The organism is Thermococcus thioreducens, assembly GCF_002214545.1.
In the GTDB taxonomy this organism is placed as follows: domain Archaea; phylum Methanobacteriota_B; class Thermococci; order Thermococcales; family Thermococcaceae; genus Thermococcus; species Thermococcus thioreducens.
The window spans coordinates 1,406,358-1,430,980 of sequence record NZ_CP015105.1 but is presented as its reverse complement, the minus strand read 5'-3'; the positions used below and the strand labels follow the sequence as shown (position 1 = coordinate 1,430,980).

Here is a 24,623-nt window from a genome sequence, read left to right as displayed (position 1 = left end):
AAACTGCTTAAAAACTTTGGGGAGATACTACACGAGCAATCGCCTTTATAAACCCTCGCTCCATTCTAAGCGCGGTGAGAGAAAATGGGAAGGCCGGTCTTCCTCGGTAAAGCACATGTTTACTGGTGCGAGAAGTGCAACGTCCCGCTCATCGGTGATAGCTGTGCCGTCCACGGAAAGGGGGGTGTATTCCGCCTCAACATCACACCTCCGGGCGACTTAAGGTTCGCCTTTGAGAAGGACATCGAGTTCATACGCTCGGTCTTCAGGGAGCACTACGGCGTTGACCTCGGCGAACTCTTTGATGGAAAAATCGTCCTCCTCAACAAGACGCCTGGAGAGGACGACTCCTACGAGATAATTCTCGACGGCTACGTCTTCGGCTGGATACGCTTCGACCCGCTGGAGCTGAAGTGGAAGCCAGGTTTAAAGGTTGAGGGTGCCATTGCCCTCTGGAAGCGCTTTGGAAAGTCCATGAGGAAGTGGATAATCGTCGATGAAGGGGCCATAGACCCGATTCTGGGCGGCTCCAACCTCCTGCCGGTTGGAATAGTTGAAGCAGAGCAGAGCATACGGAGAAACGACGACGTAATCCTCGTCTCTGAGAGCGGTGAGGTTATCGCTACCGGCATAGCGAAGAAGGACTACAGCGCGCTGATAGCCAGGGAGCGCGGAACCGGCGTCAAGGTGAGGCGGCAGAAGAGCGTAAACTACCGCGAGGGAAGGAAGGCCACGATGGAAGATGTGCTGAGGGCCAACTCCATCGAACTTGAGAAGAAGGTGATGGAAGCGAGGCGCTTCATGAGGAAAGTTGCCACCCGCTACTCCGACCTTCCGGTTGCGGTTGCCTTTTCGGGCGGCAAGGACAGCCTGGCCGTTCTCGGTCTCGCTCTTGAGGAGTTCGGCGAAGATTTTACCGTCTTCTTCAACAACACCGGCATAGAGTTCCCTGAAACGCTTGAATACGTCAAGGAGCTGAGGAGGGAGCTTGAGCCGAAGGGCATAAAGTTCATCGTTGCCGATGCCGGCGATGCGTTCTGGCGCGCCCTTCACGTCTTTTCCCCACCTGGTAGAGACTACCGCTGGTGCTGTAAGGTGACGAAGCTTGGCCCCATAACGATGGCGATAAAGGAGAACTACCCAAAAGGCGTTCTCATGTTCGTCGGCCAGAGGAAGTACGAGAGCATAAAACGCTTCAAGCAGCCCCGGATATGGAAGAACCCCTGGGTGCCGAACGAGAGGGGGGCATCGCCGATATTCCACTGGCGCGCGCTGGAGGTCTGGCTCTACATCTTCAGCAGGAACCTTAAGTACAACCCGCTCTACGCGGACAGGCTTGACAGAATAGGCTGCTTCCTCTGTCCGAGCGCTTCGCTTGCCGAAATCTACACCCTCAAAGAAGAGAAGCCTGAGCTGTGGGCCAGGTGGGAGAACGAGCTCAAGGTCTGGGGGAAGCGCTTTGGAATGCCCGACGAGTGGATAACCTACGGCTTCTGGCGCTGGAAGAAGCTGAGTAAGGGGGAGAAGGCGATAGCGAGGGAGCTGGGCGTGGATGTTCCGGAGGAACGCTCCTGGGAGCCAGTGAGGTACTCCATCGAGGAAACCGATGACAGCTTCGTAACCCGCTTCAACACCGTTATAAACCTGAGAAGGGTTAGGGAAGTTGCTCCAATCCTCGGGGAGGTTGAGGAGGGCGAAAACTACATAAGGGCGGGCGATGTTACATTTAAACCAGACGGGGCCTATACGGGTGACTCTCAGGAGGCCCTGCAGGCTTACTACCTCGTCAAGAGGGCCTACGAGTGCGTCGGCTGCGGCGTCTGCGTCGGCAAGTGTCCCGAGAATGCCCTCAGCATCGATCCGAAGAGCAGGAAAATCGTTGTGAACGGTGAGCTCTGCACCCACTGCAGGGAGTGTATGGACGTATGCCCGCTCCTAAAAATCAAAAACCCCTCGGAAGGAAGTCAGCTGTAATCGGGTTATTCCTGATTCTGACTCTCCTTTTCCTCCCGCTTGTCGGTGCCCAGGAATATGACTACGAGATAAACGCCTACGCGGTGTATTTTGAGGTGGTTAGTCCGGATAACATCAAGGAAACCATTGAGATAGACGTGACATCCTACACCAACCTTACCCAGTACGTTATCTACACTGACTACCCTGTGGAGAATGCCAGCGCCGTGCTGGACTTAGGAAACACTGTGGAGAGAATTAACGTCACAGTCAGGCAAGTCCTTGGGGGAACCAACGCAGTATATATGACGTTTCCCATGATCAGGCCTGGCCAGAGCGCCCGAATAAATCTGGCCTTTACAACCCGCGGCATGATAAGTGAGAACGGTGAGAAGCAGCAGTTCACGTACTACGTTAAGTTCAGCCAGCCGGTCGGGGTCTTTCACATGCAGCTGCTCGTCCCGAAGGGCTACGCCATACTCTCGCCGATAATTCCCTCGCCCGACAGGGTTGAGAGCTCAACGGACAGACTCCTCCTCGAATGGAAGCGCAGTAACATTCGTCCTGGGGACGAGTTCTACTTCATAGTGGGCTTTTCAGGGGAGATAACCGTTCCAAAGCCGCCCTCCCCGTGGCTCTACGTAGGTGTTTTCATTATTGGTCTCCTCATTGGAGGCGGGAGCGTTTACGGCTACATCCTTTATCGCGAACGGAAGCGCGAGGAGGAGCTCACTCACCTGAGGAGCGACGAGGAGAAGATACTCGCCATGCTGAGGGAGGGCCCGATCCTTCAGAGCGAACTCGCCGATAAGCTCGGCGTTTCAAAGGCCAAGGTCAGCATAATCCTCCGCGAGATGGAGGAGAAGGGGCTGATAACCCGCGTGAAGGAAGGGAGGACATACAGGGTTTTCCTGAGGGAGTGAGGCAAAAGTGGTAGAGTCCACTTTGCCAAAATCCTTAAATGTGGTAAAGCTAAGTTTACCATGTGGTTAAAATGCTCCTGGAGGAAGTCATCACCGAGTTCCACGAGTTCAGCATACCTGAGACAAAGGAGAGAGCTCGAAGTGCCCATAACGTTGATGTGGCTGTTGTCCTCTTTGGATTAAGGTGAGTAGGAAAAACCCACCTCCTGTACAATGCAATGCAGAAGCTCCTCCGGTCGGGAATGCCGATGAGAAGGCTTTTCTACATCAACTTCGAAGATGAGAGGCTGGAAGGATTGAAGGCGGGAGGCCTCTCCAAAATAGTGGAGCTGTACCACAAGTTAAATCCTGACGCCGACATTATGTACCTGTTCCTCGATGAGGTTCAGGAAGTTGAAGGATGGGAAAAGTTCGTCAGAAGGCTCCTTGAGAGAAAAAGGGCCAGGTATTCGTAACGGGTTCCTTGTCGAAGCTTCTTTCCAAGGAAATAGCCACATCTCTTAGAGGTAGGAGTTTGAGTTTTCGACTGTTTCCGCTATCGTTCAGGGAGTTTCTGTTCTTCAAAGGTTTTGATTACTCCGAACCACTAACAGAAGCACGCAGGGGCAGGCTTAGGGGGTTTTTGGAAAAGTACGTTCGGTACGGAGGCTTTCCCGGGATAGTGGATTCCTCTGAGCTGATAAAGATCAGAACCCTTCAGGAATACCTCGATCTCATAGTTTACCGCGACCTGGTTGAAAGGTACGGAGTTGAGAAAACAAGGGCCATGAAGGCGTTGATGAGGGTTGTTGTGAGAAACTTTGCCAGAAAAATCTCCATAAGAAAGCTCAATGGCCTTCTTGCTTCTACCGGCACAAAGCTGAGCCGACCAACGACCTCGGAGTACTTCTCCTACCTGGAGGATGTAGGTTTTGTAATCCCAATAAGAAAGTATCACCCAAGCGAGGTAGAGTCGCTAAGGAGCACTCCGAAGATATACCTCGCCGATACTGGCTTTGCAAGTGCCTTTGGTGTTGAGGACAAGGAGTACAGAATCGAGAACATAGTGGCGGTGGAGCTCCTGAGGAGGAAGCACTACTTCGAGCCAAGGCTTGAAGTTCATTACTGGGACGATGGGAGGGGAGAGGTTGATTTCGTGGTTTCGAAGGGGTTTAATGTTGTTGAGCTTATACAGGTCAGTTACGACGTCGATGACACGGCAACAATGAACAGGGAGATTAAAGCCCTTCTAAGAGCCTCAGAGTCGCTGAGTTATAAAAAACTGACCGTTGTGACATGGGACTACGAGGACATTCACCAGGTTGGGAGAAAGACCATCAGATTCGTTCTCCTCTGGCGGTGGCTTCTTGAGAAACCATTTTACTATTAAATCTCGTATATACATGACAATGTCCAAAATTTGTGCTTAGTAACTACAAAGCGAAAATTTAAATATTTTGGTTACCGAGTAGGTTTGATCACCCTTGGAGGGGGGCGAATGCGGCATGGGATTGTTTGGTTCGTGATTGGAGTCTTGGTTGGTAGTCTCTTTTTAGTTTCCGGTACACCAACACTGGATACTCGTTCTGGAATTTCGGAAGGCAACAATATTCCGGCAATCAAGGAGATACAATTCAGAAAGATTGTCCTTCCCAACCATACTGCATTTGTTATCTTTGGAAGTCCTGAACGGCCTTTGGCTCCCGAGGATATTGCGAATAGAATACAGAAAGCTATTGAGTCCCTCCCAACCTCAGGACGGTATAAGGTATATGCACTTCCTCTAGAGGTACCCGGGACAAAAATTGTAGGATACAGCATAAAGGTATCCCCTGAGGGAAGGGTCAATATAAAAATCCAGAGGATTACAGAGGACTATTCTGGAGACATTGCCAAGCTTTACCAAGAGCTTGAGATGTGGGCCAGGTCTCCCATGACATTTGGGAATGATATTAGAACCTTCAAAGAGGCGGGTATCCCCGAGAATATGGAAGCAAAAGCTACGGCAATTACAGGGAAGGACATAATAATGCCTACCGGAACTTCTGAGCCTTACTGGTACGACTTTGGACCAATAGAAGACGAGACTTTGAGTCCCCCGGCAGGAAACGTTTACGTAAAAGTCCACTACCGAGCACTTAAAAATGACCCTGACCCATCGAGGGAGTATTTCATGGTATCTGGGGCAGTATCTAGTGATGGCGCCTACTTCAAAAGTGAGCAGGGATACTCTCTGTATCCTCTGAATCCTGATTACTGCTGTTACAGAACCAAGAAAGGTGTTATAACCCAGTATTGGAACTTGGAACCATCATTGAATCCACAGCTTGGTGAGATAGCCCCCGGCAGTACACAATACGGCTACAAGAGTATTCAGGTACAATTAGGTGCTTATGGGGTTGGGGTATCGTTTAATGTTGAAGTACCAAAATACAAGATGGTTCCGGTATCAGATTCCAGTCAAGAACTTGTTAAGTGGTATCTCTACTTCGATCCGAATTCCGATAATGCCAAATATACGTTTTCAACAATGGCCGGTTCTGTTGCCAGCTTTGATGAATTGGCATTGCATGATGGAAACTGGCACAAAATAGTTCAAGTTCAGTACGACGTGACCTTTGAGGCATCGATACCGGATTACTGGTACTTCGACTCAAAAACGGTCAGTGTCGGCTGGATTTGGATGATAAAAGTTGGGTGAGTCTTTCTTTATTTTCATAAGACAAGTCTATTTGCATTTTTGAATACTTTTATAAACGCCTTCCCTATTCTTCCATCTGGTGAGAGATATGGAGGAGTATTTTATCTGTTCAGAATGCGGTAGCGATGACGTCGAGGTAATCAGGGAGAGAGGAAGGGAGCTGATGCTCCGCTGTAATGAATGCGGCAACGTCTGGATAATCACCCTGCCAAAGATGGTCAAGGTTCCCCTCATCGTCAGTAAGCACGAGAGGAGCTTTAAGAGCGAGGTCGAGCTACCGGAGGGTGAGGAGATAAAGGTCGGCGACATCGTCGAGACCGAAGACGATGAGGTCAGGATAACCGGAATAGAGCTCGAAGGAGACAGGAGGGTCAACAAGGCCATGATAGGGAAGATTAAAACGCTGTGGGGCGAGAGTTTGACCTACCCGAAGGTCATCAAGGTCTCCATATACCTCCCCAAGGGCGTTACCCAGGCCTTCAAGGTGAAGGTGCCGAGGAACGAGGAGTTCGTCGTCGGCGAGGTGCTGGAGGTCGGCGGCTACACCTTCAGGGTCGAGAAGATTAAAACGGAAACCAAGATGCTCCACCACGGAAAGGCGAAGGCTGATAGAATAGTCGCCCTGATGGGGCACCAGATACCGCGCGCGAGGGCAAGACGGAGCCTGGAGATATACAGGGGCTACTCCAAGGAATCCGCGTGAAAGACCCGGGCGTGATGAGCCTTTCTTTTTCCATCCTGACCCTTTAGGGAATGAAGAGCTTGGCCGCTGCTGATATCGAAATCCTTTTAAAGCCTCCTCCGGAATTGAGCACGCAAAACTCGATGAACGATGAGGTTTCGGAGGGATGAAGGATGGCGAAGCCAAGCTACGTCAAGTTTGAGGTTCCGGCCGAGCTTGCTGAGAAGGCCCTTGAGGCTGTTGAGCTCGCTCGCGACACCGGAAGGATTAGGAAGGGTACCAACGAGACGACCAAGGCCGTTGAGAGGGGCCAGGCCAAGCTCGTTGTCATCGCTGAGGATGTTGACCCTGAGGAGATAGTTGCCCATCTCCCGCCGCTGTGCGAGGAGAAGGAGATTCCGTACATCTACGTTCCGAGCAAGAAGGAGCTCGGCGCCGCCGCTGGAATCGAGGTTCCGGCCGCGAGCGTCGCCATAATTGAGCCCGGCAAGGGCCGCGAGCTCGTTGAGGACATCGCTATGAAGGTCAGGGAGCTCATGAAGTGAGCTCCTTTTCCTTCCTTCACTCACGGAAAAGTTTAAGTTCATCCGTGCGAGGGATTTTTAGGTTAAGGGGTGTGAGAAATGAGCGACGAAGGATACCCGGCTGAGGTTATTGAGATCGTTGCCAGAACCGGCGTCACCGGTGGCGTTACTCAGGTCAAGGTCAGGGTTTTGGAAGGCCGCGACAAGGGCCGCGTCATAAGAAGGAACATCAAGGGCCCGGTCCGCGTCGGCGATATAGTCATCCTCAGGGAGACCGAGCGTGAAGCCAGGGAGATCAGGGCTAGGAGGTAATCGCGATGGCCAGGTGGAACGTCTGCTCTTACTGCGGAAAGGAGTTCGAGCCGGGAACGGGCAAAATGTACGTCAGGAACGACGGCAGAGTCCTGTTCTTCTGCTCCAGCAAGTGCGAGAAGTACTACTTCATGGGCAGGAACCCGAGGAAGCTCAAGTGGACCAAGGCCTTCCAGGAGGCCAGGCTCCAGAGGGCCAAGAGGAGAAAGTGATTTCTTTCTTTCTCTTCCCGTTTCTGTCTTGGCGTTTCTTACGCCTCAAGTACCTCCAAAAAACCTATTAACCACCCGGCCAACTAACTTCGGTGTTGCCAATGGCCGAGAGGAAGATAGAGAGGACACTCGTTATACTGAAGCCCGACGCCGTTGTAAGGGGTCTCGTGGGTGAAATAATCAGCCGTTTTGAGAAGCGCGGACTTAAAATCGTCGGGATGAAGATGATATGGATTGACAGGGAGCTTGCCGAGAAACACTACGAGGAGCACAGGGGCAAGCCCTTCTTCGAGCCGCTCATAGACTACATCACCAAAGCGCCTAGTGTTGTAATGGTGATCGAGGGACGCTACGCCATAAGCGTCGTCAGGAAGATGGCTGGTGCCACCGATCCGAAGGATGCAGAGCCCGGAAGCATAAGGGGCGACTACGGCCTCGACGTTGGCGATGCCATATACAACGTCATCCACGCCTCCGACAGCCCTGAAAGCGCCGAGAGGGAGATAAACCTCTACTTCAAGCCAGAAGAACTCTTTGAGTATTGGAAGGCCGCCGACTGGTTCTACCACACCCACGCAAAGGGAAAGAGGGAGTACATGGACAGCATGGACTGACCATGAAATGTGGAGGAGAGTCAGCCTATCACGAACCCTCTTTTTCCCTTCTGGTTCCTTCTAACAAATTCCACGTATTCATCCATAACCTCCCTACACGTTTCAGGGAGGAGCGAGCGCGTTCCTCTGACCGTGGCGATTAAGATGGCCATATACAGGAGCAACATCAGAGGGACGAGAATCAGCGCAGTTACGAAGCCCTCCCCAAGGATTATCCCGACTGGAAGAGGAATGAGGCCCACCAGATACAGGGCGAGGCGGAACCTCCCGGTTTCCGGAAGTTCGGAGAGACACTTTACTACCTCTCTCCAGCGGGGAAAATCGCGACGGGCTTTTCCGCCCACTATGATGTACCCCTTGAGCCTGTAGATTGAAAGGCTTTCCTCATCGGTTAGGCATTTAAGACCTAGCTCCTCTGCGAATTCCCCGAGCTCCCCGTGACAGGGTTCAGCGTTTAACCAGCCCAGCGGGTTCTTTTCGGAGAGCAGAACGAGGGCCGAGTATAGCATCAGACTTGGTAAAGCCAGGAGGGGAAGTGCGCTTGATGCAAGAGCCATCCCCGTGCCGAGAACCACCCAGAACATTGGGGAGATGCCGGAAAACTCGTCCACTGTCAGGGATTTCCCGCCTCTGAGCCAGAGGTAGGCAACGACGATGAGAATTGCCAAGAACGTCTGGATGCCTATCAGCTCCCCTGGAGTGAAATCACCGAGTGGTGTGGAAAAGAAAACGTTTCCGATATCCTTCCAGTCACCGTAGAGGCCGTCCGCGATGAGGTACGTTAGCAGGGGGTGTTGAGGGCCATCGTTAGCTCATAGCTCCTTCCCTTCAGCTTCCCGAGTACGAGGGCCGTTCCCAGGCAAACAATTAACCCGAGTGCGAGCGCTATCATCCAACCACCGTGAAAACTTACGAGTAAACCTTTTAATCCTTCCGCCGGCGAACCTTTAAAAGCCCCCACCGGAGTTAAGCTCAGAGGTGAGGACGATGACGAAGAGAATTAGGCAGCCAATTATTGCGGTTCTCGGACATGTTGACCACGGCAAGTGCCTCCTGCCAGAAGAGAAGGTTATTTTACCCGGACTTGGGCCAGTTGAGCTTGAAAGACTCTTTGCATACTCGGGAGAGGTTGTTCACAGGGATTCTGAAAAGGAGATCAGAAAACTGGAACTGCCCGTCCCGGGAGCGGTTTCCAGCGGTGGAATAGGGCTTGTGAAGGGAACACACGTATGGCGTCTCAGGCATAGGGGCAAGATGCTCAGGGTAAAGCTCAGGAACTGGCACAGCGTTTCCGTAACACCGGAGCACCCGTTCTTAACCACCAGGGGCTGGATCCGGGCCGAAGAGCTACGCCCTGGAGATTATGTTGCAGTTCCAAGGAAAATCCCCGATACTGATGGGGACTTTGAGGGCTTCGTGAGGAGAAAGCTTTCCGTTGAAGAGCTCATAGTAAGGTTGAAGGAAGAAGCCCTTGAGGAGCTCGGAAAGTACTTCAGGGGCGAGAGGGACTACAAGGTCAAAAAGAACGTCTTCAGGGTAGAGGACATTGAAAAACTCCGCCTCTGGGATGAAGTCGAGAGGGTAGCTTTCACCCCAAGGATCCACCGCTCAGGAAAGCCACTTCACTACATCAAACTTCCAAGGGGCAATGAAGAGTGGAGGTCGCTCTTCTACTTTGCCGGTGTCATGTTTGGCGATGGGAGCCAGGACAAGATAGCCAACAACGACGTTGAAGTCTTTGAGAGGCTCAAGGGGATAGAATCCCTCGGGGTGGAGCTCGTAAGGGTCAAGAGAAGAACCTCATGGGAAATTGAGATTAGAAAGGGCAAGAACGCGTTGATACGACTCCTCAGGGTTCTATTTGACTATCCCGAGAAACAGAAAGCGCGGAGCATCAAGGTTCCCAAAGTGCTGTTCATTGCACCGAGGGAATACGTCGCCGAGTTCCTGAGGGGGTACTTTGACACCGACGGCTACGTTAACCTGAAGGATGCCAGAATAGAGATAACCAGCGCCTCGCAGGAGTTCCTTGAGGACCTTTCACTTGTTCTGTTGAGGTTCGGGATAGTCTCAAAGCTCTACCGCTCGAAGTACACTACCCTCGTAATCTCGGGAAGAAGAAACCTCAAGGCCTTCAGGCATTTCATAGGATTCACCGTGGAAAAGAAGGCGAAAGACTTGGAGGGAGCCATCGAAAAGAGCAAGAAGAGCGAAACTTACCCTATATTTGAGGAACTCAAACGCCTCAGGCTCCTCTTTGGCTTCACGAGGACGGAGCTGAACTCGTTCGTTCCGTTTTACTCAAAGTATGAATCAATGGAGGCTCCGAGCTACGAGACCCTTATGAGGATTCTCGATGCCATAGAAAATGGCTCACCAAGCCTCTCCAGGAAACTTGCAGTCCTTGAGGGCAAAATCAGAGACCGTAACTACCTGATTGCCCTTGAAAAGGACGGCCTCATAAAGGATGGAAGACTGACCGAACTCGGAAGGGAACTCCTTGAGGTCTGGCGCAACAGGGAGTTCGACTCAAGGGACGTGGAATACGTCCGCAACATAGTCGAGAACTTCGTTTTCGTCCCCGTTGAGAAGATCGAAGAGTTTGACTACGACGGCTACGTGTATGACCTCACCACTGAAACCCACAGTTTTGTAGCCAACGGTATACTGGTGCACAATACCACGCTCCTTGACCGCATCAGGCGCACGAACGTCGCCGGCAAGGAGGCCGGTGGAATAACCCAGCATATAGGCGCGACCGAGGTTCCTATCGACACCATAAAGCAGCTCGCCGGTCCGCTCATCAAGCTCTGGAAGGGCGAGATAAGGCTCCCTGGCCTGCTCTTCATTGACACGCCCGGTCACGAGGCCTTCACGAGCCTGCGCGCGAGGGGAGGGAGCCTTGCCGACCTGGCCGTCCTCATCGTGGACATCAACGAGGGCTTCCAGCCCCAGACCATAGAGAGCATCGAAATCCTCAGGAGGAACAGGACACCGTTCATAGTTGCCGCCAACAAGATAGACAGGATAAAGGGCTGGAAGGTGGAGGAGGACGAGCCTTTTCTCGTCAACATCAAGAAGCAGGATCCGAGAGCTCAGCAGGAACTCGAAACCAAGCTCTGGGAGCTGATAGGCACGTTCTACGAGATGGGCTTTCAGGCCAACCGCTTTGACAGGGTGCAGAACTTTACGAGAGAGCTTGCGATAGTCCCGATTTCGGCAAAATACGGCATAGGCGTTCCGGAGCTGCTCGTGCTCATAGCCGGTCTGAGCCAGAAGTACCTTGAGGAGAAGCTCAAGATAGAGGTTGAAGGGCCTGCACGCGGCACAATCCTTGAGGTTAGGGAGGAACTCGGCCTCGGGACAACGATAGACGTCATAATCTACGACGGAACGCTCCACAAGGACGACACAATAGTGGTTGGCGGCAAGGACAAGGCGATAGTCACTAAAATCCGCGCACTCCTCAAGCCGAAGCCCCTCGACGAGATACGCGATCCAAGATTCCGCTTCGACCAGGTTGACGAGGTCGTCGCTGCTGCGGGAATAAAGATAGCCGCCCCCGGTCTTGAGGAGGCCTTAGCGGGCTCGCCGGTTATAGCGGCCCGCTCGGAGGAAGAAGTCGAGAAGGCCAGGCAGGAGATTCTGAGCCAGATACAGAGCGTCGTCATAAGCACCGGCAAGGTGGGCGTCATAGTCAAAGCAGATACCCTTGGCTCGCTCGAAGCCCTCAGCAAGGAGCTCGGCGAGAAAAACATCCCCATAAGGAAGGCCGACGTCGGGAACATCAGCAAGACCGACGTCATGGAGGCTTTGAGCGTCCGCGAGGAGGAAGAGAAGTACGGCGTTGTCCTTGGCTTCAACGTCAAGGTGAACGAAGACGCTGAGGAAGTTGCGAAGGCCAAAGGAGTGCCCATCTTCACCGGCAACATCATCTACAAGCTCATTGAAGACTACGAGGCCTGGGTCAAGGCTGAGGAGGAGAAGAGGAAGCGCGAGCTGCTCAAGAACGTCACCTTCCCCGGGGTGATAAGGCTCTATCCGGACGAGCGCTACGTCTTCAGGAGGAGCAAGCCGGCCATAGTTGGTGTTGAGGTCGTTGAGGGGAGGATAAGGCCTGGCGTGGTTCTGATAAAGCAGAACGGGGAGAAGGTCGGAACGATAAAGTCCATCAAGAACAAGAACGACTTCGTTAGCGAGGCCAAGAAGGGCGATGCCGTTGCGATAGCCATCGAGGGAGCAATCGTCGGCAGGCACATACACCCGGGAGAGACGCTCTACGTCGATTTAAGCAAGAACGACGTCATAATCCTCGCCAAGCAGCTCAAGAACGAGCTCGACGAGACGGACATAAAAGCCCTCAAGATGACGGCGAAGGTTAAGGCCCAGAAGGACCCCTTCTGGAAGGCGGTTTGAGTTCTCAGATTTCTCTATCCTTTCCCTTTGAACCTTGGCCCATCGAGATCCTCCAAGTCCCATACAAGATAGCCTTCAGCTCTTAACTCTTTTTTTCCTTCTAAACTCTTAGCCACCAGTCCGTAAGCCTTTCTCCAGCCATCCAGTCCCACAAGCTCGCCCTTCCTCTTTAAGTCCTTCAGAATCCCTCTCGCCTCCCTCTCGCTCAGATCCTTCCACTTGACTTCAATGAGCAAAGCCCTCTTCTCCATCTCGTTCAGAGAGACGATATCAATCTCCTCGCCTTGTCTCCACCATCTGCCAAGCTTCGTGAAGCGGAAGCTCGTGAGCCTTAAGAAAACTTCCGGATTCCTGGTGAGTTTCTCGAAGACGGAACCCATATAGGCGTTAAAGTCGCTCTTCGAGCGCTCCCAGACTTCCTCCGCGAGGCCTGCCTCAAGGTAGCTCCTGTTCGGGAGCACGTATCGGAACCAGAAGGCGAAGTAGTTGTCGGCTATGGAATACAGACCTCTCTTGCTCGCCTCCTTCGGTGTCGCGGTTACCGGGACTTCGCGCTTAACTATTTCAAGCCTCTGGAGGACGGAAAGATACTTTGACACGAGGCTCTTGTCGAGACCCGTTGAGCTCACTATCTCGCCGAACCTGCTCCTCCCGCTCGCTATCGCCTGCAGTATGGCGAAGTAATTTGCCGGTTCTCTGAGCTCTTCTCTGAGCAGAAACTCCGCCTCCTCGTAGAGAAACGCTCCCTTGGAGAGAACTCTCTTGACCACGTTCTCGTCGAAGCTTTTTTCTGGGCTGAACTGGAGCAGATAAGCTGGAATTCCCCCAGTGATGCCCCAAACCTTGACGAGTTCTTCAACGCCATAGCCGGGAAGAAACTCCCCGATGTGGAAGAAGGGGATCTCCGTCAAACGCCACTGCCCGGTTCTCCTTCCGTAGAGGGGGCTTTTATAGGCCAAAACCTCGCTTTCCATCGCAGAGACACTTGAACCGCAGAGGATGAGCATTATCCTTGTCTCGGACAGTTTCAAATCCCACGCCTTCTGAAGGAGCGAGAGAACAGGGCGGCGGTGCTCAACCAGCAGGGGGAACTCGTCAATTATCAGGATCACTCTCTCATCACCAATTCTTTCGGCGAACGCCATGAGGAGCTCGTCTATGTCCTCGAAGACAATCTTCCCAAAGAGCCTGTCCCCGAGAAATTCCGACAGGAGTCTCTGGAGCTCCTTCAGGTTGTCTCTGTAGGGCTTTTCCGTTGCCAGAAAGTAGACATGAGGTTTATCCCTTGCAAAGTGAAGAAGCAGTTCAGTCTTGCCTATCCTTCTTCTACCATAGATTACAAGAAATTCTGCCCTGTCACTGGAATATGTCCTCTCAAGGAACTCCAGTTCGCGTTCCCTGTCTATGAACTTTTGTCTACTCATGAGTATAATACTCGCGTTTCAATTATTTAAAAGTTTTGGAGCTCCGAAGTTCCCCATTGGAACCCGTCGTCCGTTCAGAGGAGAAAGGTTTTCAAGAGTTCAGTCACGATTATGATAATGAAGAACGAACCATTTAACACTTTCTCACCAGCTTAACAACAGCCTCAACGTGCGGCGTGTGGGGGAACATATCCACTAAAACCGCCCCCTCAACCCTGTAATTCTTCGCCATGTGGTTCTCGTAGTCGAGCCTGAAGGCTTTGGGGTTGCATGAAACGTAGACGATTCTCTCAACGCCACTTTTCACCAGCAGTTCAGCCGTTTCCTTCAGCCCCTTCCTCGGCGGATCAACCACCGCCGTGTCGTAATCGCCGATCGACGTTTCCTCGGCCCGGCCAACTTTAAAGACGGCATCAACACCGTTTAGCCTGGCGTTTTTTCTAGCCATTTCCACAGCGAAGGGGTTGAGCTCGACTCCCTCAACGTTAAACCCCCTCTTTGCCAGCCAGACACCGAAGGTTCCGACGCCGGAGTAAAGGTCGAGGACTTTTTCGCCATCGGTGAAGCCCTCAACCGCCCTGAGGAGCAGTTCCAGGGCGTAGCTGTTGGTCTGGAAGAATGAATTCGGGTGGATGAGGTAAGTTACATCCCCGATCCTCTCGCGTATGAAGGGATCCCCACCAATAAGCTCAGGATTTCCCCTCGGATCGTCCCGCTCGTCCCTCTTAACGCTCCAGTAGAGGGAATCCGCGAAGGAGAAGTAGTCTCTGAAGGCTTCGGCAGCATCTTTCGAGGGTTTCCTGTGGGCAATGAGGTTCACCATCACCTCCCCCGTGAACTTGCCCTCTCTGACCTGCAGGTAGTGGACGTCGCCAGCTTTCCGCTTTAAGTTCCAGGGCTTAAGCCCCATCTCAGAGAGAAAATCTCTGAGGGCACGGAGATATTCAGCCGTTCTCTTCGAGAAAACCGGGCATTCCGAAAGGTTCACCACCTCCGACGGGCTTCCGTACTCCTTGAGGCCGATTCCAGCGGTTGTAACGATGAAGTTGCTGATGTTGCGAAACCCCCAGATTTTGGGCGAGCCCTTAATCTCCGCCTCTATCCCGGTAATCCGTTCGAAAACCTCCGCTTTAAGCCTCAGCTGCTCCCTGTACTTCAACTCCTGCCAGAGGCAGCCGCCGCATCTCCCAAAGCGGGGACATCTCGCCCTCTCCCTGAGTGGAGAGGGTTCGATGAGCTCAAAGTCCTTTGCAAGAAGTCTGCCGAAGCGCCTTTTGGTTCCTCTAACCCTCACCTCGTCGCCGGGATATGAGAACGGCACGTAGATCAGCCTTCCGCCCGTTTCCAGTATTCCCAGACCGTCGTCACTTATCCCCTCTATCCTCCCTCCTATCATGGAGCCCATTTGGATTTTATGGCTTAAGAACGTTCTTCCCAGATAGCGTCGGAAAGGAAAAGAATGGAGCGTCAGAATTTCCTGTGATAGAACTCCGCGAGCCTTTTGACGCCCTCCAGTATCTCTTCCTCGCTCGGCCGTGAGAAGTTGAGGCGGAGTGCGTTTCCTCCGCTCTCGTCGGTGTAGAATGGTTTTCCTGGCACCGTTACGACTCCGGTTTCCTCCATGAGCTCCGAGGCAAAGACCATCCCGTCTGCTCCCTTCGGCAGGAAGAGCATCACGAACATTCCCGCTATCGGCCGCGTGAATTCTGCCTCCGGGAGGCCCTCTTCGAGGGCTTTAAGCATAGTGTCCCGTTTTCTTTTGTACCCGGGCAGTGCCTCTTTTAGGTGGTATTCCTCGAAGTAGCCGCGCCTTATGTACTCCAGGGCTATATACTGGGAAATGGTGGGGGCGCAGAAGTCTATGGGGGACTTCCCCATGAGAACCTTCTTTCCTATGGCACCCCCGGCTATGAGCCAGCCGATCCTGAAGCCAGTCCCCATGACCTTGCTGAACGTCCCGACCACGATGACCCTTCCGGCGCCGTCCATGGCCTTCAGCGGCTTTGTTTCTCCCTCGTAGCGCATGAAGTTGTATGCAGAGTCTTCCACTATGAGGAGGTCGTGCTCCTCGGCCACCTCCAGCAGGGCCTTCCTCCGCTCCATGCTCATGGTGATCCCCATGGGGTTCTGTCCCGTTGGGATGGTGTAGATGAACTTGACCCTCTCCCCCCTGCTTTCAAGCTCCCTAAGCTTCTCTTCGAGGAGGTCTACCCTCATGCCGTCCCCGTCCATTGGGATTCCCACTATTCTGGCCCCAAGCTGCTCGAAGGCCAGGAGGCTGTTGATGTAGCTCGGGTTCTCGGTTATGACTATGTCTCCGGGGTCTATGAGAACCCTTCCCAGGAGGTCTATCGCCCCGGTTCCGCCCACCGTGATGATTATCTCTGATGGATCCACTGTGTAGCCCTCGTATTTTTTGAGGAACCCTGAGAGCTCTTCCCTCAGCTCAGGGATGCCGTTTGCGGGGGTGTACATGACGGACTGGGGAACTTCCTCAAGGACTTCCCTGGCAAGCTCCCCGAGGACTTTCCGGGGTATGAGGCCGGGATCTGGGTCGCCCGCTGAGAGGCTTATGAGCTTTCTCCCCCCGGCCCTGAGCTCCGCGGCCTTTTTCATGACCTCCGCCAGTGCCGACCCTTTAATCCAGTTTGCCCTTCCGGCCAGAAACTTTATCTGCTCCATATCACTCACCTCAACATGGGTGACAGCATTTAGATTTACGTCGAAATGATATATAAGGGTATTCGGGTGATGGGAAATGAAGCCTAAGGTCTTCATCACGCGCGCCGTCCCCGAGAACGGCATCGAAATGCTGAGGGAGCACTTTGAGGTCGAGGTCTGGTCGGAGGAACACGAGATTCCAAGGGAAGTCCTGCTGAAGAAAGTTCGGGACGTGGACGCTCTGGTTTCTATGCTCAGTGAGAGGGTTGATGGTGAGCTGTTCGATGCAGCACCGAGGTTGAAAATAGTCGCCAACTACGCCGTCGGCTACGACAACATAGACGTTAAGGAAGCGACACGGAGGGGAATCTACGTCACGAACACCCCGGACGTTCTTACCAACGCGACCGCCGACTTCGCTTGGACCCTTCTGCTTGCCACCGCGAGGCGCTTAATTGAGGCGGACAGCTTCACCCGCTCCGGCGAGTGGAAGAGGAAAGGAATAGCCTGGCACCCGCGCTGGTTCCTCGGCTACGACGCTTACGGAAAGACCATCGGCATAGTCGGCTTCGGAAGGATCGGCCAGGCAATAGCGAGGCGCGCGAAAGGTTTCGGGATGAGGATACTCTACAACTCCCGCACGAGGAAGCCAGAAGTTGAAAAGGAGCTCGGCGCCGAGTTCAAACCGCTGGACGAGCTCCTGCGCGAGAGCGATTTCGTGGTTTTGGCAGTCCCGCTGACGAGGGAAACTCACCACCTCATCAACGAGGGGCGGCTTAGGCTGATGAAGCCAACAGCGATACTCGTGAACATAGCGCGCGGAAAGGTTGTCGATACAGAGGCGCTCGTTAAGGCGCTCAAAGAGGGCTGGATTGCCGGGGCCGGCCTGGACGTTTATGAAGAGGAGCCGTACTACCACGAAGAGCTCTTCAGCTTCGACAACGTCGTCTTAGCCCCGCACATAGGGAGCGCGACCCACGGTGCAAGGGAGGGAATGGCTGAGCTCGTGGCGAGGAACCTCATAGCCTTCAAGAACGGCCAAATCCCCCCGACGCTCGTGAATAGGGAAGTGGTGAATGTCAGGAAGCCGGGGTTCGAGTGAACCTCTCCTTTCCTTTTCAAGGTGATGATGACGACACCCTCGTCTGACCCGTGATGAACTGGACCCGTGCCTGAGCCTAAAGAAGTTCCTTAAAGCGCTTGGCATCCCGACACATGTCCGAGTTGTTAAAGAAGACGAAGCTCTCCGAGCGGTTCCAGCCGAGAACCCTTTCCCTTATCTTCTGCAGCTCCCCTTCACTGTATGTGTGCCTGTAAACAATCTTCCCGTTCTCGTAGCGCCCGTGAAGCCTGTAATAGTTTGTCTCTCCTTTGTGGAGTGGAATCCGCACGAGCGGGTCGGTTACGTCTATAACCCCGAACTCCCTGACGAAGCGCTTGACGTTTTTTCGCTCCAGCCCCTCAGCTCCACCGCTATCTCAAAGTTTTTCCGCTCCGCCATTTCAAAGAACCTCCCCGTGTTGATAAAGCTCTCCTCGCTCTCCCTGAAGCTCCTCGGGAGCTGAATCAGAATAAAGCGCGCCCCTAAAATCTCAGCCTCCCTCAGCGTCAAACGCCAGAAGCGGAGCACCTCGCTGTTGGGTCTTAACAGGCCTACTTCCCTGCCCGGCTTAACGTTGCTCCTTCTCCAGGTCGGGCTGCTCGGCGGGTGGGTTACTCCCTGAAAGGCCTTTATTGCAAAGGTGAAGTCCCTCGGAGCCTCCTTCCGCCAGCGTTCGAGCGTCTTCTCCTGAATGATTCGGTAGAAGGTCTGCTGCACCTCTATCGCGTCGAAGTCGCGGTAATAGCGGGAGTGGCTCTCGCAGAAGCCGCATGTTCCGATGTGAATCACCTTAACTCCTCCAGGAGTTTGATCAGTTCCGAGGTGTTCACAACGTGGATTTGCGTTATTTTCTTTAACCTTTTGTCATTGCTCCAAAGAGGGGCATTGAGTTTCAGCGAAAGTGCAACAAAGGGGACATCGTCTGGATCCGGAGTTATCCTCTCGGCAAGGGATATGAACTCCGCGTAGTCTTTAATAGGCCACAGTCTTATCCTTTCGCCCATCTCATAGAGTATCTCGTAAAACTGCACATCAGAGATTTTTGCTTTCCTTATGATAACATCTCTGTAGTTTTTCAGTTCTCCAATGGCAAAGAGGGGAGAATGGAGTTCAAGCTCATAGGCAGACAGATAAATCAGTTTCCTCGTCTGACTTTCTTTTTTAAAGATAGAGAAGAGAACGTTGGTGTCAACGACAAGCTTCAGTACCAACCTCTCTCCCTCGCGCGCCGCTTTAACTCCCTACCCATCTCAATGGCCTCGTCATCGGACAGCTCCGAATCTTTTAGGAGCTCGTCCAGCTCCTGAAGCCGTTTGTGCGACTCTTCCAGCCGCCTGGATATGCCGAGCACTATCCTCTTAAACGTCTCTTCGTCAACGCCATTTGGAACGGGAACGTTTATCACCTTCATTCCACTCCCCATACTGCCCATAGGAAATTGATGTTAAAATCTTTTGGCTCCGAAACATATAATACCCCCAGTTTACCAGCTACCCACATGAAGCCACCCGAAAAAATCCTCCTCGTTACTGGGAAACTCGCCGAGCCGCTTGTTAGAAAGTACGGGAAAGGCCGCGACGTATTCGTTACGCCCGTGAGCGTGGCGGCATTCCTCACCCCTGAGCTTATAGTACGTTACCTGAAAAAAGCCGGCATAAGGAGCGAGGACTACGACCTGATCCTAATTCCCGGTCTCGTCCGCGGTTCGGCTCAGCCTATCGAAGATGAGCTCGGAATCCCTACATTTAAGGGCCCGAGAAACGCGGTTGATTTGCCCCAAACGCTTAAGGCCCTGAGCGAGGGCTTCAAGCTCAGCAAAGAACTCCCGGCGGATGAGCTCTTCTCCTTCGATGCCCTAAAGCGCGTCGAGGACATAAGGAATAAGACCAGAAACAGGCGCTACATAGAGAAGGCCCTCAAAAAGCCGTGGAATATCATGATTGGCAACCTTCCGGCTGGGAGAGACTTCCCCGCGAGGATCTTAGGGGAAGTGGTAGATGCTCCAAAGCTAGGGATTGAAAAGGTCATCGAAAAGGCCCTTTACTATCTCCGCGAGGGAGCAGATATAATCGACATCGGCATGGTGGCGGGAGAGACTAATCTCGATTTCATTGAGCTAATCCCTGAAATCCGTGAGCGACTTATAGAGAACGGCTTTGAAGTGCCGATAAGCTTTGACTCCCTCAACACCTCTGAAATCGAGAAGGCCTTAATCTACGCCGACCTCTTCCTCAGTGTTGATGGGGGCAACCTGGAGGAGCTCATGACAGAGAAGCCTGTCGTTTTGATCCCGACCAATCAGAAGAAGGGCTTTTTCCCCACCAGACCTGCTGAGCGTGTTGAATTTCTTGAGAAACTGAAGGAGAGAGCCATCGACCTCGGATACAGAACGGTAATCCCCGACCTGATTTTGGAGCACGTACCCCATCTGGCGCGCTCAATAGCGGCCTTCCAGCTCTACCGCGAGAGGAATCCGGACGACGTTCTTTTAGCAGGTGTCGGCAACGTGGTTGAACTCTGCGACGCGGACAGCGTCGGGATGAACGCCCTATTGGCTGGAATTGCGAAGGAGCTCTCGATAAGTCTGCTCCTCACGACCGAGACGAGCGCCAAGGCAAAAGGTTCCGTTCGGGAGCTTAGAAGGGCGGTGGACATGAACCTCTTTGAGATGCCGAAGGATTTGGGCTTTGGCCTGCTGATCCTCAAGGAGAAGAGAACCCCAGACTGGCGTTTTGAACCCGCTGGGGAAGTCGTTAAGGCAAGGGAAAGGCCGGTTCAGCTTGAGCCCCTCTATTTCCGGATTTGGGTCGAGCACGGGAAAATCTGGGTCAACGCCCACCGCGGAACCGATCTAATCCTCACGATAGTCGGCGAGGAGCCGAACGCGATAATCGACACGATCCTTGAGCACTTCAGGATTTCCCCGAGGCACGCATTCTACCTCGGCCGGGAGCTTGAGAAAGCCCATACAGCGCTAAGGCTGAGGAGGAGCTACGTCCAGGAGGTCGGGCTCTTTCCCGATTTCTACTTCGGGCATAACATTTAACTCCTGGAGGCACAACTTCCCATGATGCCCTATGCTGAGGGGAGTCTTTGTTCCGCACGTCACACCCTTCGACGAAAGGGAGGATGTAAACGGGGAGGCTCTAAGGGAGCTGGTTCACCGCTTCGAGGATGCCGGCCTCAGCGGCCTCGTGACGCTGGGGAGCAACGGTGAGTTTCCGTACCTGAGCTTCGAGGAGAAACTTGAGGTCGTCGGAATAGTCCGTGAGGAGAGTTCCCTCCCGGTAATAGCCGGTGCCACCGAGAACTCTACAAGAGAAACTATACGCCTCGGAAAGGCCCTCCTTGACCTCGGCGCTGATGCCCTCCTCATCGGCCCTCCCTACTACTTCAAACCATCCCAGGAGGAGCTCTTCGCCCACTACTCAACGCTCGCCGACAAGCTCGACGGCGAAGTCCTCATATACAACGTCCCCAGGTTCACTGGGGTTAACGTTCCACTCGACATCATCGAGAGGCTTGCCGGGGAGCACTCGAACATAATCGGCATTAAGGACTCAAGCGCGAACATGGGGAGGATAACCGAGCTCCTGAGGCGCATGGGGGATGAGTTTACCGTCCTCGCGGGAACTGCCGACGTTATGTATCCCTCGTGGGTCATTGGGGCGCACGGGGCAGTTGTGGCCGTTGCCAACGTCGTTCCGGAGCTCTGCGCCGAACTCTACGGGGCATTTAAAGAGGACGACCATAGGAGGGCGAGGGAGCTCCAGCTTAAGATAAACCTCGTCAACGAGGTCGTTGTGAAGAGATACAACCAGATAAGCGCGATAAAGGCCGCGATGGGGATGAGGGGCCTGAAAGTAGGGAAGCCCAGGTTTCCATCCCTGCCGCTCGGTGAAGACGCGCTTGGGGACATAAAGGAAGCCCTGAAGACCGCTGGAGTGCTTTAAATTTGGGGCCGGCTGGGCTGCCTTTTTCACTCAACCCTGAGGTTCTGCATCGCGGGCTTTCGGAACAGCTCGTCCAGCTCCTGCCTCCTCGCGCTCACCACCTCTAAGAGCCCTCTGACCTCGCTGTTTTCTGGATATTTTCTTCTCAGGCTCACCAGTATCCCCTCAAGGAAGCCCATGATGGAGACCTTTATGAAGTCCTCGCCCTTCTTAGTCTCCAGCCCCTCGTTGAGCCTCAGGAATGAGTCGAGCCTTGCTATGAGCGCTTTTTCGTTCAGATCTTCGAGCAGTTTCCTGACCCCCTTAACCTCAGGCACATCAACTGGCATTCCATCACCCCCTAAAGCTTCAGTCCAAAGAAATCTACCACATTTCTCTCGGTTACCCTCTCGACTTCCTTGAAGTCTGCCCCTTTAAGCTCCGCCACTCTCTTCACCGCGTACTCCACGTTCCAGGGGTAGTTCCTCTCCCCCTTATAAGGGCTCATGTAAGGCGCGTCCGTCTCAAGAACCATGCTTTCCAGGGGCAGGACTTCCGCTACCTCCCTAACGGCAGGTATGAAATCGATTCCGGTGTTCACGCCGATTATGTGGCCACCCTCAGCTATCTCCAGTGCGAGCTCCCTCGGCCCGCTGTAGGAGTGAAAATAAGCCTTAACCCCTGCCCTCTGCACGGCTTCAAAGACCTCCAGCTCAGCATCACGGGCGTGGAGAACCACGGGAAGATTAAGCTCCACCGCCAGGTCAAGGAAATGGTGGAATATCTCCCTCTGGTTTTTTCTTTCCTCCGGGGTCTTGGCGTAGTAATAGTCGAGGCCTATCTCTCCGATGGCAACTATCTCGTCCCTGTGCCCTATGATAAACTCTTCGACCTTTTTGACCTTCTCCCAGTTGCCCCTCCTCGCTTCGTTGGGCGCGTAGCCGAGCGTCGGGAAGATAAACCCAAAGTATGGCTTTAGGAGCTCCCAGCTTTTCCAGACGTGAAACTTGCGGTACTCTGTGATGGAATCGACAACTGCCCTTAGACGTTTTCTGCTCTCTTCAGCGATCCTCGGCGCGTCCTTCTTGAACATCTCTATGTGGGCGTGGCTGTCTATCATATTCCTGGCTTTTGTTGGGGATAGAAAAGCTTTTCCATAGTTTGGGGTTTTATTGTTAATGGAGGGTGAAGGGTGGAGGCTGAACGCGAGCCCAAAAAAGTGATGAAAGAGATCGTGGATAGGCTTCAGGATAAGTCCCCAAAGGAACTCCTGAGCTACGCTATTTTCAACGAGGAAGAGGAGGTAAAGTACTACTCGAAACTGGCCCAAAAGGCCAAAAGGGCCAGCATTAAAGCACTGTTTATCAAGATGAGCGAGGAGAGCAAAGACCACCATGACTGGCTTTACAACCTGTTCAAAAAGCTCTATCCTGAGGAAGAGCCTGTAAAAGTCGACGCTCCCCCTGTTGAGGTTGCCCCATTTTACCCGGAGTTCGAGAGCGTTGAAGACTACCTCTCTGTCCTTGAGTACTGCATGGAAAGCGAGTTGTTCGCAAAGAAAACCTACGAGGTCCTTGCTAAAGCAGCGAAGGACGATGAAACCAGAGTCTTTGCCCTCAACCTGGCCGTTATGGAGGAAGAGCACTACGAGGAGATACGCAAGCTGTATGAGCTCATGCTGTCCCTGGAGGAGCAGAAAATCGTGCCCGCAACCCTTGAACCCGGCGCATACCTCTTTACCGACGAAACGAAGGCTAAGTACTTCCTGGTAGACCTTGCTGGCGGTGGCGTGAAGCTCTATGCTGTGGTCAGAGAAAAGCCCGAAAAGTTCTTGGAGCTGTTTGGTGACATCGATGTTAAGGTTCTCTGGGTGACAAAAACCGAGGCCAAGAACTCTATACGACCGAAGGAGATACCCATCCTTAAGAAGACGCTCTGTGATTTTATTGAGGAAACCATCGAACCGGAGGAGAAGAGAGCGGCGTTCATCCAGAACCTCGGGTACATTGCCTTTGAGCTTGGCTTCAAGAGCATGATGGACGTCATTCTTTATCTGAAAGACTGTGCAATCCTAAACGGGGGCTACTTAATCGTCACCGCGCTTAGAGATGCATTTGACAGGAGAGAGTGGGCGCTCCTTACCTCGGAGCTCCAGCAGGTTTCATAACTACAGTTTTCTGGTCTCCCACACCACTTTCCCATCTTTCCTTACGACCTTCAAAATCCGATGGTACGGTATCTGGGCCTCCCCGACGAAGAAGTAGCCGTGCCCGAGCTCGATCATCTCAACGGGAATCTTCTTGATGCCTCCATAGGCCCCGCGGTGCTCGATGACTATGTAGTAGTCGCTCTCATTCTCCCGCGGGTCATACTTTATCTTTGCCAGAACCTCCTTCACGGAGCCCTTCCTCATTAGAGCCACCCCAGGACTTCGTTGATGTTCCCCTTCCAGTCCTTTACAACCCACCCGTGGCCGGGAAGACCAAACTCGACCTCGTATTCGAGGAGTCTTTCGAGGCTCTCCTGGAGCTTCCAGCCGTTTCCAGTTGGCAGATCAGTCCTGCCGACCGTACCGTTGAAAAGGGTGTCTCCTGTGAACATAATCTTGACTTCATCATCGAGGTAGAGGCACGAGCTTCCAGCGGTGTGGCCGGGCGTGTGGATCAGCTCCAGCCTGAGGGAACCTATTCTGAGCTCATCTCCATCTTTAAGGCGGATGTCAACCTTCTGAGGCTCGAACTTCATCCCGTATGAATAGGCGAGGATGATGTAGTCGTCTCCCCGCTCCAGCGTTTTCGCCGTGACCTCGTGGGCTGCGAAGGGAACCTCCATCCCTTTCCCTTCAAGCCATCTTTTTAGTGCCACGTTTCCGCCGATGTGGTCGAAGTGCTCGTGGGTGTTGAAGATTACAATCCTTTTCACGCCGTTTAGGTAGCCCTCCCTCTCCCAGATTTCGGTGTAAACGTGCCAGTTGATCCCGGTGCCCGTATCGACTATCAGCACTTCGCTACCGTTTTTCACGAGGTAAACGTTGGAGTCCCAGCCTATGCCCCTTAGCATGACTGTGTGTGGTGGAATCTCAACTGGAACCAGTTCCCGCGGAAACTCTTCGATGGAGCTTATCCTCACGCTTTCACCTCCAAAGGGGCTCGAGGGGGGACCGCGTCTTCATCTCGGGGGGAGCGAGT

At 53.2% G+C, this 24,623-nt stretch carries 25 protein-coding genes and 2 pseudogenes; 16 read left to right on the top strand and 11 right to left on the bottom strand.

Features of this window, described 5'->3' with window-relative positions; all coding sequences use genetic code 11:
• Positions 1-84 precede the first annotated feature (84 nt).
• The 11 genes and pseudogenes from A3L14_RS07890 (at position 85) to ndk (ending at position 7,900) form a co-directional block, all read left to right on the top strand.
• The gene (locus A3L14_RS07890; RefSeq protein WP_055429501.1) at positions 85-1,974 is read left to right on the top strand and encodes a phosphoadenosine phosphosulfate reductase domain-containing protein; all 1,890 of its coding nucleotides are present in this window, start codon (positions 85-87) and stop codon (positions 1,972-1,974) included.
• Positions 1,926-2,876, top strand: coding sequence for a helix-turn-helix transcriptional regulator (locus A3L14_RS07885; protein ID WP_074631158.1), 951 nt, complete (start codon positions 1,926-1,928; stop codon positions 2,874-2,876). Before A3L14_RS07890 ends, A3L14_RS07885 begins: the two co-directional genes overlap by 49 nt.
• Positions 2,877-2,938: 62 nt before the next feature.
• On the top strand, positions 2,939-3,064 hold the full coding sequence (locus A3L14_RS12015; protein ID WP_257789379.1) for a hypothetical protein: 126 nt from the start codon (positions 2,939-2,941) through the stop codon (positions 3,062-3,064).
• Positions 3,065-3,094: 30 nt separating this feature from the next.
• Positions 3,095-3,372, top strand: a pseudogene (locus A3L14_RS11945) (ATP-binding protein); the annotation flags it as partial.
• Positions 3,373-3,390: 18 nt separating this feature from the next.
• The gene (locus tag A3L14_RS07880) at positions 3,391-4,245 is read left to right on the top strand and encodes an ATP-binding protein (protein WP_232473453.1); all 855 of its coding nucleotides are present in this window, start codon (positions 3,391-3,393) and stop codon (positions 4,243-4,245) included.
• A 108-nt stretch (positions 4,246-4,353) separates the two neighbouring features.
• The gene (locus tag A3L14_RS07875; RefSeq protein ID WP_055429500.1) at positions 4,354-5,556 is read left to right on the top strand and encodes a hypothetical protein; all 1,203 of its coding nucleotides are present in this window, start codon (positions 4,354-4,356) and stop codon (positions 5,554-5,556) included.
• 88 nt (positions 5,557-5,644) lie between these two features.
• Positions 5,645-6,259, top strand: a complete 615-nt coding sequence (locus A3L14_RS07870; RefSeq protein ID WP_055429499.1) for an HVO_0476 family zinc finger protein — start codon at positions 5,645-5,647, stop codon at positions 6,257-6,259.
• Between the two features lie 152 nt (positions 6,260-6,411).
• A complete protein-coding gene (gene rpl7ae, locus A3L14_RS07865; protein WP_055429498.1) occupies positions 6,412-6,783 on the top strand; it encodes a 50S ribosomal protein L7Ae in 372 nt (123 codons plus the stop codon).
• Between the two features lie 78 nt (positions 6,784-6,861).
• The gene (locus A3L14_RS07860) at positions 6,862-7,074 is read left to right on the top strand and encodes a 30S ribosomal protein S28e (RefSeq protein ID WP_055429497.1); all 213 of its coding nucleotides are present in this window, start codon (positions 6,862-6,864) and stop codon (positions 7,072-7,074) included.
• A 5-nt stretch (positions 7,075-7,079) separates the two neighbouring features.
• Positions 7,080-7,286, top strand: a complete 207-nt coding sequence (locus A3L14_RS07855; protein ID WP_055429496.1) for a 50S ribosomal protein L24e — start codon at positions 7,080-7,082, stop codon at positions 7,284-7,286.
• 101 nt (positions 7,287-7,387) lie between these two features.
• Positions 7,388-7,900, top strand: a complete 513-nt coding sequence (gene ndk, locus A3L14_RS07850; RefSeq protein WP_055429495.1) for a nucleoside-diphosphate kinase — start codon at positions 7,388-7,390, stop codon at positions 7,898-7,900.
• Between the two features lie 20 nt (positions 7,901-7,920).
• On the opposite strand, the gene A3L14_RS07845 is transcribed toward ndk, so the two are convergent.
• Complete coding sequence (locus A3L14_RS07845) at positions 7,921-8,568, bottom strand: hypothetical protein (protein ID WP_055429494.1); 648 nt, start codon at positions 8,566-8,568, stop codon at positions 7,921-7,923.
• A 319-nt stretch (positions 8,569-8,887) separates the two neighbouring features.
• Between A3L14_RS07845 and infB the strand changes: the two genes are divergently transcribed.
• Entirely contained in the window at positions 8,888-12,316 is a 3,429-nt protein-coding gene (infB, locus tag A3L14_RS07840) for an intein-containing translation initiation factor aIF-2 (RefSeq protein WP_074631159.1), read from the top strand.
• Between the two features lie 14 nt (positions 12,317-12,330).
• Here the strand turns inward: infB and A3L14_RS07835 are convergent, their stop codons facing one another.
• The 3 genes from A3L14_RS07835 to A3L14_RS07825 form a co-directional block, all read right to left on the bottom strand.
• Positions 12,331-13,740, bottom strand: coding sequence for an ATP-binding protein (locus A3L14_RS07835; RefSeq protein WP_055429493.1), 1,410 nt, complete (start codon positions 13,738-13,740; stop codon positions 12,331-12,333).
• Between the two features lie 133 nt (positions 13,741-13,873).
• Entirely contained in the window at positions 13,874-15,136 is a 1,263-nt protein-coding gene (gene rlmD / locus A3L14_RS07830) for a 23S rRNA (uracil(1939)-C(5))-methyltransferase RlmD (protein WP_074631161.1), read from the bottom strand.
• Positions 15,137-15,207: 71 nt separating this feature from the next.
• Positions 15,208-16,422 carry an aminotransferase-like domain-containing protein gene (locus tag A3L14_RS07825; RefSeq protein WP_055429492.1) on the bottom strand — a complete coding sequence of 405 codons (1,215 nt, stop codon included), beginning with the start codon at positions 16,420-16,422 and terminating at the stop codon, positions 15,208-15,210.
• A gap of 76 nt (positions 16,423-16,498) precedes the next feature.
• Between A3L14_RS07825 and gyaR the strand changes: the two genes are divergently transcribed.
• On the top strand, positions 16,499-17,503 hold the full coding sequence (gyaR, locus tag A3L14_RS07820; protein ID WP_055429491.1) for a glyoxylate reductase: 1,005 nt from the start codon (positions 16,499-16,501) through the stop codon (positions 17,501-17,503).
• Between the two features lie 76 nt (positions 17,504-17,579).
• Here gyaR and A3L14_RS07815 read toward each other — a convergent pair.
• The 3 genes and pseudogenes from A3L14_RS07815 to A3L14_RS07805 form a co-directional block, all read right to left on the bottom strand.
• A pseudogene (locus tag A3L14_RS07815) lies at positions 17,580-18,292 on the bottom strand (DUF72 domain-containing protein).
• Positions 18,289-18,714: a PIN domain-containing protein gene (locus A3L14_RS07810; protein ID WP_055429490.1), complete on the bottom strand. Its 426-nt coding sequence runs from the start codon at positions 18,712-18,714 to the stop codon at positions 18,289-18,291. The pseudogene A3L14_RS07815 and the gene A3L14_RS07810 overlap by 4 nt, the downstream one beginning before the upstream one ends.
• Positions 18,705-18,926, bottom strand: coding sequence for a hypothetical protein (locus A3L14_RS07805; RefSeq protein ID WP_143597790.1), 222 nt, complete (start codon positions 18,924-18,926; stop codon positions 18,705-18,707). The genes A3L14_RS07810 and A3L14_RS07805 overlap by 10 nt, the downstream gene beginning before the upstream one ends.
• Positions 18,927-19,001: 75 nt before the next feature.
• On the opposite strand from A3L14_RS07805, the gene A3L14_RS07800 reads away from it, so the two are divergent.
• A complete protein-coding gene (locus A3L14_RS07800) occupies positions 19,002-20,549 on the top strand; it encodes a dihydropteroate synthase-like protein (protein ID WP_055429488.1) in 1,548 nt (515 codons plus the stop codon).
• 31 nt (positions 20,550-20,580) lie between these two features.
• Positions 20,581-21,456, top strand: coding sequence for a 4-hydroxy-tetrahydrodipicolinate synthase (gene dapA / locus A3L14_RS07795; RefSeq protein WP_055429487.1), 876 nt, complete (start codon positions 20,581-20,583; stop codon positions 21,454-21,456).
• A gap of 26 nt (positions 21,457-21,482) precedes the next feature.
• On the opposite strand, the gene A3L14_RS07790 is transcribed toward dapA, so the two are convergent.
• Both A3L14_RS07790 and A3L14_RS07785 read right to left on the bottom strand, forming a co-directional pair.
• Positions 21,483-21,785, bottom strand: a complete 303-nt coding sequence (locus A3L14_RS07790) for a DUF3216 domain-containing protein (RefSeq protein WP_055429486.1) — start codon at positions 21,783-21,785, stop codon at positions 21,483-21,485.
• Between the two features lie 11 nt (positions 21,786-21,796).
• Entirely contained in the window at positions 21,797-22,555 is a 759-nt protein-coding gene (locus A3L14_RS07785) for a YchF/TatD family DNA exonuclease (protein ID WP_055429485.1), read from the bottom strand.
• Between the two features lie 102 nt (positions 22,556-22,657).
• Here A3L14_RS07785 and A3L14_RS07780 point away from each other — a divergent pair, with 102 nt between their 5' ends.
• Positions 22,658-23,602 (top strand): DUF835 domain-containing protein, encoded by a 945-nt coding sequence (locus tag A3L14_RS07780; RefSeq protein WP_055429584.1) that lies wholly within the window; start codon positions 22,658-22,660, stop codon positions 23,600-23,602.
• Here the strand turns inward: A3L14_RS07780 and A3L14_RS07775 are convergent, their stop codons facing one another.
• Together A3L14_RS07775 and A3L14_RS07770 are read right to left on the bottom strand one after the other, a co-directional pair.
• Entirely contained in the window at positions 23,603-23,848 is a 246-nt protein-coding gene (locus A3L14_RS07775; RefSeq protein ID WP_055429484.1) for a DUF504 domain-containing protein, read from the bottom strand. It abuts the gene before it with no gap.
• Positions 23,848-24,564, bottom strand: coding sequence for an MBL fold metallo-hydrolase (locus A3L14_RS07770; RefSeq protein ID WP_055429483.1), 717 nt, complete (start codon positions 24,562-24,564; stop codon positions 23,848-23,850). The genes A3L14_RS07775 and A3L14_RS07770 overlap by 1 nt, the downstream gene beginning before the upstream one ends.
• Positions 24,565-24,623 lie beyond the last annotated feature (59 nt).